Genomic DNA, 14,530 nt, shown 5'->3' with positions numbered 1-14,530 from the left:
GTTGTTTATTAGTGTCGTGATTTATGTGGGGTGCTAGTGGTATAGACCGCTGTCGTGGGGGACGGCCAGCCGGGCGACACGCCCGCCCACCCCCCCCAGCCGCACGACCGTCACGCCGCTGGAGCGCACCGGGTCGCCCCGAGCACATCCCGGCGCCGCCACATCCCAAACAGCCGGTATAGCGCCGAAAGGCGCTCACGGATGGCGACCATCGGCTACCCACCTGCCATTCGTCAACTCGCTCGGAGTGAGGCGCTCGCTTCGGCGGGTTCGGGTGGAACCTCGGGCGGGGCAGTTCGCCGGGCGAGCTTGATGCTGCCCAGCAGCACTCCGCCGACCACGACCGCTGCGGCCGCGAGCTCGATCGGGTGCGGCTGCTCGCCCAGTACCAGCCAGGCAGTGGTGAAGCCGACCACCGGGACCAACAGCGAGAACGGTGCGACCAGGCTGGCCGGGTAGCGGCCCATCAGGGTCGTCCACAGGCCCGAGCCGACGATGGTCGCCAGCAGCGAGGTGTAGGCGAGGCCGCCGATCGCGTACCAGCCGGTCGGCGAGTCGAATGCGGTCGCCACCGCGTGCCAGCCCGCCGTCGGGCCTTCGACCACCGCGGACAGCGCGAACATCGGCAGCGGCGGCACGATGGCGATCCACAGCGTCAGGTGCAGCGGGTTCGGCGCGTTCGCCTTCCGACTGCACAGGTTTCCCAGCGCCCACGAGAGCGCGCCGCCCAGCGTGATCAGCATCGGCAGCAGGCTGGCGCTCTGGGCGCGGTGCCAGCCGATCGCCATCATGCCGAGCACCGCGGCGAGGATGCCGACTATCTGAATCGGGGTGATCCTCTCCCGCAGCAGCAGCGCGCCGAGCAGCACGGTGAACGGCGCCGACGCCTGCTGCACAAGTGAGGCCAGCCCGGTCGGCATCCCGATGTTCATCGCCACGAACAGGAACGCGAACTGCAGGGTGCCGAAGAACAGCCCGTAGCCGAGCAGCCAGCGCCACGGCACCTTCGGGCGCGGCACGAACAGGAGCACCGGCAGCAGGACCGCGAAGCGGAGTCCGGCGAGAAACAGCGGTGGGAACTGGCCGAGGCCGTAGTCGAGCGCGATGAAATTGCCGCCCCAGAGCACGACGACCACCAGTGCCAGCAAGCGGTCGCGAGAGGTCACAACTGGCAGCTTGCTGGTCGATTCCGTGAAGTACAAACGATATTAATTACAGGTAACATGTACTATTCCTTCATGGACGTTCGCAGGTTGAGACTCCTGCGGGAACTCGCTGATCGCGGAACCGTGACCGCCGTCGCGGGGGCCCTGTCCTACACCCCGTCGGCAGTGTCGCAGCAGATCCGCGCGCTGCAGGCCGAGGTCGGCGTGCAGCTGACCGAACCGGCCGGCCGCGGGCTGCGCCTGACCGACGCCGGCCGGTCGCTCGCGGCGCGCGCCGACGAGGTGCTCGCCGCGCTGGACCGGGCCGAGGCCGAGCTGGACAGCTACCGCTGCACGCCGCGCGGCTTGGTACGGGTCGCGATCTTCCCGTCCGGCGCGTTGCTGCTGCTCCCGGGCCTGCTGCGGCGGATGCTCGAACAGCCCAACGTGCGTTTGGAGTGCCGCGACGTCGACATGACCCCGCCGGAAGTCCCCGAGCTGACCGCCGACTTCGACCTCGTGGTCACGCACCGGGACGACCAAGCGCCACCGTTCGACAGCGAGCGCATGGCGATCACGCCGCTGCTGCGGGAGCCCCTGGACGTCGCGCTGCCGCAGGGCCACCGCCTCGCCGCCAAGGACCGCATCGAACCGGCCGAGCTGGTGGGCGAACCCTGGTTGAGTGTGGACATCGGTTTCCCGGTGGATGACGTGCTGCGTTCCCTCGCGGTCCGCACGGGGGTCCGGCCGGAGGTCGTGCAGCGGATCAACGACTTCCGCGTGACTGAGGCGCTGGTCGCGGACGGCCACGGCGTCGCGCTTCTCCCCAGATACACCGTGGACAGCCCGCGGCTGGTCATGCGCCCGCTGGCCGGTGTCCGAGCCGGGCGCAACGTCGAGGTCGTCTCCCGGAAGGGGGCGTCGGAACGCCCGGCGGTACGGGTGGTCCTCGACGCCCTGCTGGCGGAGGCGGCCGCCGCTACCGGGCTGTGCGATCAGAAGTAGCTCAGAAGGACCGAACTTCGCTGGTGGCGCGGGCGGATTGCGAAGAAACGCGGTCGTCGTCCGTCCTCGATCGCGCAGCAGGTGAAAACCGGAATGACCAGACCAGACGGGCTCGCATGTTCGCGGTAACCCTCGCCGCCCTGATCAGCACGGCCGGTTGCGGTGGTGGTGCCTCCTCCGCGCCCACCGCGCCGGAATCGGCCGCGCCGACGTCGTTGGGCTCGAATCTGGCCGCGGGACCGATGATTAGCCAGCGACCTGGGTGAACGTTGATCTTCTGCGCGTCACTTCGGGGCGTGGTCGCGGGCCCAGCGGCAGATCGCCGCCACCTCTTCGGCGTGGGTGGGGAGGGTGTCGTCGGCTATGCCCACGACCGGGATGTGGGCTTCTCGCGCCACATCGGACGGACGGCGCAGGAACCCCTTCTCGTGCACGCCGGTGCTACCCGAGCCGGGCGTGCCGTCGGCTAGGTGGCCGGTGGTGCGGGCGTAGCGGGTGAGGACGCGGGGCTTGCGCAGGTCGCGGTCCGCGCCATACCACTGCTGGCTCAGCGGGAAGATCGCCGACAGCGCGTCCCACCAGCCCTCCGTCGCCAGCACCAGCTCGGGGTGGCGGCGGCGCAGCTCGTCGGCCATCCGGCGGTAGCCGTCGATCACCTCGTAGCGAGGGTCGTTGAACCAATAGCCCAGGGTGTCCAGAAACGCCGCGTCGACGCCGAAATCTCGCACCAGCGCCGAAATCGACGCCACCAGGTGGGCGCGGAACTCCGGCTCGCCCGGGTTTAGGAACACCTGGTCGCCCTCGCCGCCCCGGTCGCTGTCCCAGTCCGGCCGGTTCAGCAGCTCCACGTAGCGGTTGGTGTCGTTGCGCAGCACCGACTGCTCCCACGCCGGGTACTCGAGCACGTTCGCGCCGTGCCCGCCTAACATCGGCATCAGCCGCACGCCCAGCTGCCGCGCGGTGTGCGCGAGCGCGGCGAATCCCTCGGTACCGCCCAGGTCTTCGCCGGGCCGGTACCGCGGGTAGGCGTAGTAGTAGCGGCCCTCCCAGCCGGGCAGGTACGCCAGCACGCGGTGGGGGTCGATGTGTTGCGCGACGAACCGCAGCGCCTCGGCCATCTGCGCGAACGTGTTGAACACGTAGCCCGTCCAGTGCTGTCCGTGCAGGGTCACCACCAGCGAGGTCTGCCGCAGCCACTCCGGCACGTCCTTGCGGGACGACCACGGCACCAGGTTCTGCGCACCCTCCACGAAGGACAGGTGATCGTCGAGGTCAGCGTCGGCGCTGTGCTCGGTGGTGCCCAGTCGCAGCCGGATCGAAGGAACCCGGCAGGTGGTCGAGCGCGCGGTGGCCGACGGCACGTGCACCAGCTCCGCGATCGGGTCCGGCGCGTAGGGCGGCTGGTGGACGTGCAAGATCTTCCGCCGCACCAGCGGATCGCGGACGCTGAGCACCAGCCCGTTCGGTTCGTCCCCGGCCGCCACCCACGGCGTCGCCCAGTCGGGGCCGGGGTACTCCAACTGGAACCGCTGGCCGTTGACGCCGTGCGCCCAGCCGCGACCGGTGTTCGGCGCCCACCAACCGGCCCGCAGCTGGTCGGCGGGCAGGCCGCGCACCAGGAGCTTCACTGCCTTCACTGGCTCGTCGTGGCGCACCGTGATCGACCACTCCAGCACGCCGGCCGTGCGGGTCACCTCGATGTCGGCCTCACCGGCGTCGACCGGCACCTGCTGCCCGAGCCGCGCGTACCGGTCCGCGTGCACGTGGATGCGGTCGCCCTCACGGACGTGCGTCCGCTCGACGTCCATGCCGTAGCCGTTGGCCGTGGTGAAGACTTGCAGCGCCCACTCCACCCCGGCTTTGCCGGGAACGGGGAAGTAGGGGTCTCGGGGATCGAAGCTCAGGTCGGTGTCGATGAGGGCCACGGCGTCGCCTCCGGTACCTCGGCGCCGCGGGACAGGTAGCCCGCGGCTCGATCCAGCAGCGCGGCGAGGTCATCGGCTTCGTCGGCGGTGAAGATCAGCGTGTCACCCGGGGGCAGCACCACCGCGACCCGATCGCCCACCACCAGCACCGTCATGGTGCCCGAACCCCACGGTGCGATGCACGGGATTCGCCAGCGGAGCTTCTCGGTCGGATCCTCGGTCGGCCACATGTCCACCTCAACACTGCTGAGCTTCGGTGCCTGACGTAACCCGGTGATCCGCCCATCATCAAGCCCGGTACCCCGAACGAGTGATCAAAGAGGAGGGAGAGGTTTGTCGGAAGGCAGAGATAGCGGCGGTCCCTAGCTCGTCAGGCAAGCGGCGCAGCCGCTTCCTCTTTCCGCACCTACACGACCGCGCAGCGATGCCCAACTTGGACATACGCAAATCGGGATCCCGCAGTCCAGGCGGCGTCTGAGGTTGCGTTACCCGCACCGCTACGCAGGACGTCCCGAGCTCCTTCAACGACAACCAAGGGGAGGGGCCGGTGTCCCCGACGTTTCCCCCGTCCTCCGGCCGCTCCCCCTGATCCTGTGTTCCCCAGGGGGCGTCGCTTGGCATCCTGCGACGGTGTCAATGGTGCCGATTGGAACGAAGGCGCAATACCATCTTTGGTCGAGTGTGTTCACCATACCGGGCGCTGGTTTTCGGCCCAGCGAATTGCGATTTCCGGCGTACTCCGGTCACCGGTTCGGCGCTTCCGGAGTGCCGTCCGCCGGGTCGGCGTAGCCATATTCATGGCCTGCGACCTGGTACAACTCCGCGTAGCGGGCCAGTCGGTCGCGATCGAGCAGGACTCCGATGCCCGGCCGGTCCGGTACCCGCAGCCTGCCACCCGGATAGGGCAACGGGCCGCCCTCGACGACGTCGTCGGCGAGCAGCCGGCCGTAGGACTGGTTGGCGCAGCGGAATCCCGGCGTCGCGGCGATCAAGTGGGCCGCGGCGTACGTCGCCACCCCGAGCTCGCCGAGGCTTTGCTTGACGACCGGGAGGCCCGCCGCCTCGCAGATCCCGGCGGAGCGCTTCATGTTCAGCAGGCTGCCGTCCAGCATGTTGTCCACCGAGATCGCGTCGGCCGCACCCTGCCGGATCACGTTCAGCTGGTCGTAGCGGGTCCGCGACGCTTCGTCGGCAAGCAGCGGCACCCCGGCGCGGGCGCGCAGCCGGGCCATCTCGGGAAGGTTCCGGCCGGACACCGGTTGTTCGGCGAACTCGATGTCATAAGGCTCCAGCGCGCGCAGGGCCTGAAGCGCCGCCGCAGGGGACCAGGACTCGTTGGCGTCGATCCGCAGTGACGGCCCGCCGCCGAGGCCGTCGCGGATCGCGGCGACCCGCTCGACGTCGGTGGCCTGGTCCGAGCCGCCGACCTTTACGTAGAAGCTCTCGAAGCCTGCCGCCGCACCCCGGGCGGCCTGCTCCCGCATCCACTCCGGGGTGCCCTGCGGGACGTAGTGCAGGTATTCGACCTCCTCGCGCAGCGGGCCGCCGAGGAGATTGACCAGCGGCTGGTCGCAGGCCTTGCCGACGATGTCCCAGCAGGCCATGTCGATGGCGGCCATCGCGGGGTTGGTGGTGCCCACGTGGTGCCAGGTGCCGACGATGTCGATCAGCTTCGCGATCCGCTCGGTGCGGAACGGGTCCTCGCCGATGGCGAACCGCTCTACCGAGCGCAGCACGGCGAGCACGATCTCGGCCGACGGGTACGCCGGGGCCTCGCCTAGGCCGGTGATGCCTTCGTCGGTGTCGATCTCGATCAGCACGCTGACCAGGCCGCGCCGACTGCCGTAGGCCCACTTCTCGTCGGTGTTGAACGGTACGGCGACCGGGATGCTGCGGATGCCGATTATGCGCAAAACGCCCTCCCCCCAGGGCGTCGTGAGCGGCTGGGCTGCGCCCGCTCGCGACTGCTGTGTGGTTACCGTCACATCAACCTCCGTCCTGCGCCAAAGATGGGCATGGCTTCCTCTGCCGTCGATGGCGCCAAGCGCGGTTGGCATACGTACCCTGGCCGGGGGCCGGTCGTCCCAGACGACCGCGACGCGTTCTCGAATCGAAATGGGCGTTCATGATCGAGTGGCTGGACACGATCCCACCCGGGGTGATCTACCTCGTGGTCGGATTGATCATCGGGCTGGAAAGCGTCGGGATCCCGCTACCCGGCGAGATCATGCTCGTCAGCGCCGGCGTCGCGGCCTCGCAGGGCGTCGCCAATCCGATCGTGCTCGGCGCGGTCGCCGCTAGCGGCGCGATCATCGGTGACTCGATCGGCTACGCGATCGGCAAGCGCTACGGGCGCACGCTGCTGGGTTGGCTGGGGCGCAAGCTGCCGAAGCATTTCGGGCCGAAACCGGTGCGCCAGGCGGAGCGGGCGTTCGACCGCTACGGCGCGTGGGCGGTGTTCGGCGGCCGGTTCGTGGCGCTGCTGCGCATCCTCGCAGGTCCGCTGGCTGGCATCCTCGGCATGAAGTACCGCAAGTTCCTGATCGCGAACGCGACCGGCGGCATCGCGTGGGCGGGCACGGTGACGACGCTGGCCTACATCTTCGGCGTGGTGGCCGGGCAGTGGTTCCACCGGTTCTCATGGGTCGCCCTCATCGTCACAGTCGTCATCGGCTGGCTGATCGTGCACGTGGTGCGCCGCCGCGCGGAGAAGGCCGACGAAGCCGAGGAACTGGAAGAAGCGGAAAAGCCGGAAGGATCCGCAGACCCGGTGGAGGTCGAACGCACCGAACCCGAAACCGACGCTCCAGTGCGCTGACCCCGCTGGCCCGCAGTTTTCAATTGAAACTGGGAACGGCCCGTTCGCCCCGTTCGCGGGGGACGAACGGCCCGTTGGCGTTGCGTCGGTCAGCGGTTGGCGCGGTTCACCGCGGACACCACTGCGCGCAGCATCGCGGTGATCGTCGAGGTGTCGACGCCGACGCCCCAATAGATCTTGTCGTCCACCGCGCACTCCAGGTAGGCCGCGGCCCTCGCGTCGTCACCGGCCGTGAGCGCGTGCTCGTGGTAGTCCATGACCCGCACGTCGTAGCCGATGCTGCTCAGCGCGTCGACGAAGGCCGATACCGGGCCGTTGCCGGTGCCGGTGATCTCGTGCTCCTCGCCGTCCACGACCACGGTCGCGGTGATGCTCTCGTTGCCGTTCTCGCCGGCCGCCCGCTGCCGGACCAGCTTCAGCGGCGCGGTGGCCTCCAGGTACTCGCTGGAGAACGCCGACCACATCGCCGTCGGGCTGACCTCGCCGCCCTCGGAGTCGGTGTGCGCCTGCACCACCTTGGAGAATTCGATCTGCAGCTTGCGCGGCAGGTCCAACTGGTGCTCGGTCTTCATGATGTAGGCGACGCCGCCCTTGCCGGACTGCGAGTTGACCCGGATCACGGCTTCGTAGGTGCGGCCCACGTCTTTCGGGTCGATCGGCAGGTATGGCACCTCCCACGGGTAGTCATCCACGCTGGTCCCCGCCTTGTTCGCCTCGTCGCGCAGCGCGTCCAGGCCCTTGTTGATGGCGTCTTGGTGGCTGCCGGAGAAGGCCGTGTAGACCAGTTCGCCGCCCCAGGGGTGCCGCTCCGGCACTGGCAGCTGGTTGCAGTGCTCGACGGTGCGCTTGACGTAGTCGATGTCGGAGAAGTCGATCTGCGGGTCGATTCCCTGGCTGAACAGGTTCATGCCCAGTGCCACCAGGTCGACGTTGCCGGTGCGCTCGCCGTTGCCGAACAGGCAACCCTCGATGCGGTCCGCGCCTGCCTGATAGCCCAGCTCGGCGGCTGCGATGCCGGTGCCGCGGTCGTTGTGCGGGTGCAGGGAGAGGATCACCGAGTCGCGGCGGGCCAGGTTCCGGTGCATCCACTCGATGGAGTCGGCGTAAACGTTCGGGGTGGCCATTTCGACGGTGGCGGGCAGGTTCAGGATCACCGGCCGCTCTGGGGTGGGCTGCCAGATCTCGGTGACCGCGTCGCACACCTCGGCGGCGTAGGACAGCTCGGTGCCGGTGTAGGACTCCGGCGAGTACTGGAAGCGGAAGTCGGTGTCGGAGTACTTGCCGGCCAGTTCGAGGGTCATCTCGGCGGCCATCGTGGCGATCTTCTTGATGCCCTCGCGCTCCTCCCGGAACACGACGCGGCGCTGCAGGATCGAGGTCGAGTTGTAGATGTGCACGATCGCTTGCGGTGCGCCTTCCAGCGACTGGAAGGTCCGCTCGATCAGCTCCGGGCGGCACTGGGTCAGCACCTGGATGCGGACGTCCTCGGGGATCGCGCCGTCCTCGATGATCTCCCGGACGAAGTCGTAGTCGGTCTGGCTGGCGGCCGGGAAGCCGACCTCGATCTCCTTGAAGCCCATCTGCACGAGCAGGTCGAACATGCGGCGCTTGCGGGCCGGCGACATCGGATCGATCAGCGCCTGGTTGCCGTCGCGCAGGTCGACCGCGCACCACAGCGGGGCCTTGGTGATGCGGTTGTCCGGCCAGGTCCGGTCGGGCAGCGATACGTTCTCGACCAGTTCGTGGAACGGGCGGTAGCGGTGGTAGGGCATGGCGCTGCCCAGCTGCGTGTTCCACGGAGCCTGGTCGGCGGGTGCTGGCCGGGACGGCTTGTGCACCTTGCCGGTGAACGGGGCTTGGGCGTCGGGTGTGTTGCTGCTCATGCGAGTGGTTCTCCTGCTCGGTTACCGGGTCTGACCGACGACCGGCACGTTCAGACCCCGCGACGAGGGGCCGGTCTATGAGACCCCGTCGCGGCGGCGAAGCAGGAGAACGCGAGCCACGGCCATAGGCTAACCGCAGTAGCGGCCCGAAATGCAAGCGGGATGTCCAGATGGTGGGAACTGACACGTGGTGATCCGGGGATTCCCGGCTGCGCACCGCGTGTCGCCGGTTTCGGGCGATTCCTGGCTTCCCGATCTCCTCGCCTGGCACAGTGGCCGGTGGATCAAGGGGAGGGGCGGTCGGATGGCGGAGAAGAAGGGGCGATCCGCGGTCGCGGCGCTGATCAACGGCGCGGGTTTCCTGCTCGCCGCGCTGCTCGTGCTGCACATCGTGTTCGTGGTGACCGGTTTCCCGGCGGAGAACGGGTTGGCGCAGTCCGTGGCGCAGGCGGCCGAGCCGCGGGCGTTGTTCTTCCCCGGTCTGGTGCAGGCGCCGGGCGAGGTGCTGCAGGTGCTCCTCGACTACGGCCTGGCGGCGGTTTTCTGGGTGCTGGTGGGCGGGGTGCTGGCTCGCGTGTTCGGCTGACCTCGCCGGTCGTGCCAAACTGGAGAGCGTGGCGGAGGACGTGAGCACGCAAGCGCAGGAGGGCGGCGTGCGCCGCGCTGACCTGCGACGGGCACGGGCCCGTGTGGCCGGTGTGCTCGTCAACGTCGTCCGGTGGGTGGGCACTCTCGGTGCCGCGCTGCTCGTGATCCACGTCGTGTTCACCGTCGCCGGTGCCAACCCGGACAACGGCATCACGCGGTTCGTCGCGTTCTGGGCGGAGACGCTGGCGCTGGGTTTCCAGGACCTGTTCATGCCGGATGACCCGAAGCTCGCGGTGGCGGTCAATTACGGCGTCGCGGCGCTGTTCTGGCTGATCGCCACGTCGATGGCCGTGCGGATCCTCCGCGCCCTCACCTGAGAGTCCACTTCGGACTTCTCTTGTGGCCTACAAACTCCGGGATCCCGCGCCCGAGTAGGCCCTGAGGTTCCGCTAGCCGCACCGTCACTGAGAACGAGACTGGAAGCAGTCCCGAGTGTGATCAAACCCAAGATGTGACGCCGGTGGCGTTTGCGCGGTGCGGTGGCAGTTGCCGCGTGACAATCGGAAGCATCCCCAATGCCGCTCGGCGTAGAGCGCGTGTCCCCCCCGTCACCGAAGGGATGTGCGTGTGACGACCGAAGCGTTCCACAGGCTCGTGCTGCCGCAGTGGTTGCCGCGGATGCTGCGCCCGATACCGATTCCCGCCGACTGGACGCGGGCGTGCGCGGTGAGCATCGGCGTGGGTGCCCCCCAGGTCGTGGGCCTGCTCACCGGCCGGATCGACGAGGCCGTGCTTGCCTCGGTCGGCGCGCTGTGCGCAAGCTTCTCGGACCTGACCGGCTCGTACCGGTATCGGCTGCGCCAGGTGGGCCTGGCCGCGATCCTCGGCGTGCTCGGGTTCGCGGCCGGAGCCGCCGCGCCGGGGCCGTGGTGGGCGGCGGCGATCGTGCTCGCAGTGGCGGTTCCGTCGGTCCTGTCCAGCCGGATGGGCGACCTGTGGTCCTCCGGCGGCGCGCACATGCTGACGTTCTGCGTGGTTGCGACCGGGGAGAAGTCGACGCTGCCGCTCGGGGCGCAGGTCTGGTGGTTCTTCGCCGGTGAGCTGCTGGTGCTCGCGATCATCGCGGCTACCTGGCCGTTTCGAGGCACGGCCCCGGCGCGCGGCGCGGTCGCGGCGATTTTCGAGACCACGCTGCGCATGTTCGACTCGCCGATCACAGCGAGGCAGGAGCTGACGAAGGCGCTCGACAACGCGCACGACGTGCTCGTGGGCGGAGGTTCGATGTCACGCAGCCGCGTGCGCGACCGCCTATACCTCGTCTACACGTACGCCACGCCGATCGTCGAGGCGTCGATTTCCTTGGCGCACGCGGGAAAGCAGCCGCCTGAGCGTGCCCGAGAAGCGCTGCGAACCCTGGCGCGTTGCATGCGCACTGGCGACGTCCCGCCGCCCTACCAGCCAGACGTGGACGAGTCGCCGCTGGTGCGCGCACTCGACCGGGGCATCGCGGAACTGATCGCCGCGTTCCGGCGCGCGAAGCTCCCGCAGGTGTCCGGTGAACACCACGAGCGGCGCCGGCTGACCTTCGGCCGCTCTACCTGGGCTCAGGTGTGCCGGATGCTGCTGTGCCTGGCGCTCGCGGAGGGGCTTGGGTTGGTGACGGGCATGGCCGAGCCGTACTGGATCGCCCTGACCGTCGCGCTCGTGCTGAAGCCGAACTCCGGCTCGATCCTCGCCAGGGTCCTGCTGCGCGCGGTCGGCACCGTCATCGGCGTGCTCATCGCGTTCGCGCTGATCGCCCTCGTGCCGACCGGCTGGTGGCTGCTGCCGTTCATCGTCGTCCTGGCCGCCAAGCTGCCAGTCGCGCTCAGCCGCCACTACGGCCTGTTCAGCGCGGTCGTAACGGCGCTGGTTTTGCTGCAGATGAGCCAGAACCAGCAGTTCTTGCCCGCGGTCAGGCTGGTGGACACGGTCGTCGGCTGCGGGATCGTCCTGGTCGTAGGTTTCCTGCTGCGCCCGCTGAACCGGGGGCCGGCGCTGCCGGGCCGGTTCGCCGACGCGGTGGAGGCGGTCTCGGAGTACGTGTCCCAGTCGCTGGCCGGAGTCCACCACGGCCGCTCGGCGCTGCGCCGCCGCACCTATCGCCAGCTGGCGGATCTCCGCGCAGCCCTCCAACAGCAGCTGATGGACCCGACGGCAGCGGCGGAGGCCGAACGCTGGTGGCCGACGATCATCCTCCTGGAACGAGTGGTCGACGCCGCCACGGAGAAGGCCGTGCGCAACGACCCCCACGACCTCCAACAAGCCCAACGCCTGGTGTCGACGATGCGCACCACGACCCGCCAACTACGCACGGCCCAGGTACCTCCTGCGGAACTCCGCGAAGAGCTGGAGCGGGTCTACACCGGCGTCGGCTCGTGAGCGCTTCGGAGGAAGCGGCCCCCGAAGCGTTCAACGGCCTCAGCCGTCGATGTGGCTGAAGGGGAACGGGCAGTGCGTACCGCCCAATCCGATGGTGGTGGCGCGCTCGAACCGGCAGCCGTGCTCGCCCGGGTCGGTAGCGGCGAAGAGCCTCGCTCATCGAAATCGAACCTTCAATTTCAATTGGAAATTGCGGGGACTCCCTGCGACTCAAGCCGTCCGCGGGAGGCGGTCGAGTTTTTCCGCTAGCGGGACACCCGGGAGCACTGGCTGGCTTCGACGCAGGTGAGTTGACGGTAATCACCCGCTCCGGCGCCGAATCCTTCCACGTCTCGGAACCGACCACCATCTTCGAGTTCGGCCTCCAGCACCTCCTCGACGGCGTCGCCGAATTGATTCCGGAGTGAGTGAACCCGTTGCCCGGCAACGGATTTGGCTGCGCAAGCTTGCAGATCGGGTTGGCCGGTTCGGTCTTCCTTCGCCCGGGTCTGATCCACGGGCGTTGCGGGTTCCGATCTTGCCCAGAGCCAGGATGTTCCAGCCGATCCCCGCAGGCTTTGGGGCTGCCGGGCATCGACCGGTCCTGTTGCGGCGGGCGGAACCCCGCGGTTCAGGCGATTTCGTGGAGGGTCGTGTGGAGTTGTTCGGTGGCTTCCCAGATGTCCACGTAGCGGAGCCAGGACGGGGCGAAACTCAGGCGGAGCAGGTCCGGTTCGGCGTAGTCCACCAGCACGTCGCGGTCGAACAGCGCGTCCGCGATCCGCTGGGCCCGGTCGTGCCGCAAGGTGATCTGCGCGCTTCGGCTCAGTTCTTCGGGCGAGGTCGCGACCTCGATCTGCGCCTCCGAGCAGAAGTCGCCCAGCCGCTCCAGGAAGAAGTCCACCAGGCCGGCGGACTTGGCCGCCAGCGCCCTCGGCGAAACGCCATCCAAAACGGACAGGCCCGCGCACAGTTCGGCCACCGAGAAGCTGGAGCCGGAGCCCGCGAACCCGTCGGCCAGCGGGTGCAGCACCCCGCCCGTGCCGCAGGTACCCGTTGAGAACGCGTCGCGGTGCCGGTCCGCGACGAAGCAGTACGACGGCGCCCCCGCGCCGCCGCCGAGGTACCGGTGGCCACAGCCGATGGCGAAATCCGCGCCCCAGCCGTGCAAATCAACGTCCAGCGCCCCGGCCGAGCCGCTCAGCTCCCACAACGCCAGCGAGCCGTGCCCGTGGATCTCGGCGGTGAGAGCGGCGGCGTCGCGCACGCCTCCGAACCGCTCGTCGGTGTGCGACAGGGCGACCACCGCCACCTCGTCCCACGGCAGCAGGTCCAGTTCGTCCCTGCTGTGGAGCAGGTGCAGCCGCCCGCCGATGAAGTCGGCGGCGGACCGCGCCAGCCAGCAGTCGGCGGGGAAGCAGTCCTTGCCCACCGCGAGGACCGGCCGGTCCGGGCGAAGCCGGGCCGCCGCGAGCAGCGCCTTGAACAGGTTTATGGACGTGGTCTCGGCAACGGTGATCTCGCTCGGTGCGGCACCGATCAGCGGCGCGAGCACGGCCGCGGCGAGCCGGGCCTCCCCGCGCCAGTCGGATTCTCCGCGCGGGCGCCCGGTTTGCTCCCAGCGGTGCTCGACGAATCGGCGCAGCCGGGCGGGCGTTGTGCGCGGCAGCGGTCCGCCGCTGCTGCCGTCGAGGTGGATGACACCCGGCGGCAGGTCGTAGCGGATACGCAGGTCGGCGAGCGGGTCGGCCCGATCGAGCGTCTCCGCCGTCGGCCTGGTGCTGGTCCACACGAGTGAAGTAATACCGCATTACCCGGCGGTAGGTAACGGGTGGCGGGGTCACCGCTTAACATCGGCCCGCAACATCGAGCCAGGTCATGGTGCCCTCGGCGCAGCGCCTTGCGCCGTTTAGCAGGGTTCGGCCGAAGTCCTGCCGATCACGAGCTCGACCGGCACCAGCTGGTGCCGCGATTCCGGCGGCCGCCCGGCGACCAGGCCGAGCAGTGTGCGCACCGCCGACATCCTGGCGTCCTCGGCCGGGACCGGTGTCCCTCCTGGTCCCCTTTCTGGACGACGACCGATTTAGGCTGGTCAACGGCGGGTCCGAAAAGTTGTAGAAAGTTCGCCGCCCGATGTCGAGGATCCGTCGCGGGCTCCGACTGAAGGGTGACAGCGCGCCGGTGGGGTGCGCGGGGCGGGAAGGACACCCGAGATGAAGTACGTCGCGATGATCTACGGCAACCAGGCCAAGTGGGACTCCTTCCCTGCCGAGGAGTGGCCGGAGGCGATCGCCAAGCAGGAGGCGTTCAACGCGAAGTACCGGGAGACCGGCGAGCTGCTGGGCGCCTACGGTCTGGCGGACGCGGCGAACGCCCAGCTCATCCGCCGCAAGGACGGCGTCCCGGCGGTACCTGGAGACCAAGGAGTACCTCGCCAGCTTCTAATCTCGAACTGCTGGCGACGCTGGAAGCGGACAAGCGTATCGCCCGCCACCACCGCCTTTTCGCCACCCGTCACCACCTGCTGGAACTGCTAGGCGAGCGCGCCGGGGCAGCGGATGCGTTCCGCGAAGCCGCCCGCCGCACTACGAGCGCACCCGAACGCCGACACCTCACAGCTCGCGCCCACCGCCTGGAAGACCCCACCTGAGCCCGTCCGGCACCGGTCCAACTAGGGTCTGTTTCAGATGTCAGAGCCACTCGTTGATAGACGCGATGACCACCGTGGCCTCGTAACGGACAGCGAGTTTGTCGTACCGGGTGGCC

At 69.0% G+C, this 14,530-nt stretch carries 12 protein-coding genes; 6 read left to right on the top strand and 6 right to left on the bottom strand.

Annotated features, from left to right (window positions below):
* Positions 1 to 233: 233 nt before the first annotated feature.
* Complete coding sequence (locus ACWDKQ_RS32020) at positions 234 to 1,166, bottom strand: EamA family transporter (RefSeq protein ID WP_450142506.1); 933 nt, start codon at positions 1,164 to 1,166, stop codon at positions 234 to 236.
* Between the two features lie 72 nt (positions 1,167 to 1,238).
* Here ACWDKQ_RS32020 and ACWDKQ_RS32015 point away from each other — a divergent pair, with 72 nt between their 5' ends.
* Positions 1,239 to 2,150, top strand: coding sequence for a LysR family transcriptional regulator (locus ACWDKQ_RS32015; RefSeq protein ID WP_450142507.1), 912 nt, complete (start codon positions 1,239 to 1,241; stop codon positions 2,148 to 2,150).
* Between the two features lie 284 nt (positions 2,151 to 2,434).
* Here ACWDKQ_RS32015 and ACWDKQ_RS32010 read toward each other — a convergent pair whose 3' ends face one another.
* From ACWDKQ_RS32010 to ACWDKQ_RS32000, 3 genes are all read right to left on the bottom strand, one after another.
* A complete protein-coding gene (locus ACWDKQ_RS32010; protein WP_450142505.1) occupies positions 2,435 to 4,075 on the bottom strand; it encodes a hypothetical protein in 1,641 nt (546 codons plus the stop codon).
* Entirely contained in the window at positions 4,051 to 4,305 is a 255-nt protein-coding gene (locus ACWDKQ_RS32005) for a hypothetical protein (RefSeq protein ID WP_450142504.1), read from the bottom strand. Before ACWDKQ_RS32005 ends, ACWDKQ_RS32010 begins: the two co-directional genes overlap by 25 nt.
* Positions 4,306 to 4,818: 513 nt before the next feature.
* A complete protein-coding gene (locus ACWDKQ_RS32000) occupies positions 4,819 to 5,988 on the bottom strand; it encodes a mandelate racemase/muconate lactonizing enzyme family protein (protein WP_450142503.1) in 1,170 nt (389 codons plus the stop codon).
* Positions 5,989 to 6,200: 212 nt separating this feature from the next.
* Here ACWDKQ_RS32000 and ACWDKQ_RS31995 point away from each other — a divergent pair, with 212 nt between their 5' ends.
* Positions 6,201 to 6,893, top strand: coding sequence for a DedA family protein (locus tag ACWDKQ_RS31995; protein ID WP_450142502.1), 693 nt, complete (start codon positions 6,201 to 6,203; stop codon positions 6,891 to 6,893).
* An 89-nt stretch (positions 6,894 to 6,982) separates the two neighbouring features.
* Here the strand turns inward: ACWDKQ_RS31995 and leuA are convergent, their stop codons facing one another.
* Positions 6,983 to 8,776: a 2-isopropylmalate synthase gene (gene leuA / locus ACWDKQ_RS31990; protein ID WP_450142501.1), complete on the bottom strand. Its 1,794-nt coding sequence runs from the start codon at positions 8,774 to 8,776 to the stop codon at positions 6,983 to 6,985.
* 304 nt (positions 8,777 to 9,080) lie between these two features.
* Here leuA and ACWDKQ_RS31985 point away from each other — a divergent pair, with 304 nt between their 5' ends.
* From ACWDKQ_RS31985 to ACWDKQ_RS31975, 3 genes are all read left to right on the top strand, one after another.
* Positions 9,081 to 9,362 (top strand): hypothetical protein, encoded by a 282-nt coding sequence (locus ACWDKQ_RS31985; protein ID WP_450142500.1) that lies wholly within the window; start codon positions 9,081 to 9,083, stop codon positions 9,360 to 9,362.
* A 40-nt stretch (positions 9,363 to 9,402) separates the two neighbouring features.
* The gene (locus ACWDKQ_RS31980) at positions 9,403 to 9,741 is read left to right on the top strand and encodes a hypothetical protein (protein ID WP_450142499.1); all 339 of its coding nucleotides are present in this window, start codon (positions 9,403 to 9,405) and stop codon (positions 9,739 to 9,741) included.
* 250 nt (positions 9,742 to 9,991) lie between these two features.
* Positions 9,992 to 11,785 (top strand): FUSC family protein, encoded by a 1,794-nt coding sequence (locus ACWDKQ_RS31975; RefSeq protein WP_450142498.1) that lies wholly within the window; start codon positions 9,992 to 9,994, stop codon positions 11,783 to 11,785.
* 610 nt (positions 11,786 to 12,395) lie between these two features.
* Here ACWDKQ_RS31975 and ACWDKQ_RS31970 read toward each other — a convergent pair.
* Positions 12,396 to 13,556: a kynureninase/PvdN C-terminal domain-containing protein gene (locus ACWDKQ_RS31970; protein WP_450142497.1), complete on the bottom strand. Its 1,161-nt coding sequence runs from the start codon at positions 13,554 to 13,556 to the stop codon at positions 12,396 to 12,398.
* Between the two features lie 421 nt (positions 13,557 to 13,977).
* Here ACWDKQ_RS31970 and ACWDKQ_RS31965 point away from each other — a divergent pair, with 421 nt between their 5' ends.
* Positions 13,978 to 14,301, top strand: coding sequence for a YciI family protein (locus ACWDKQ_RS31965; protein ID WP_450142496.1), 324 nt, complete (start codon positions 13,978 to 13,980; stop codon positions 14,299 to 14,301).
* The last annotated feature ends 229 nt before the right edge of the window (positions 14,302 to 14,530 follow it).

Source organism: Saccharopolyspora sp. NPDC000995 (genome assembly GCF_053599315.1).
Note: the sequence above shows the minus strand (reverse complement) of the source record. Positions and strands in the feature narration are given on the sequence as shown.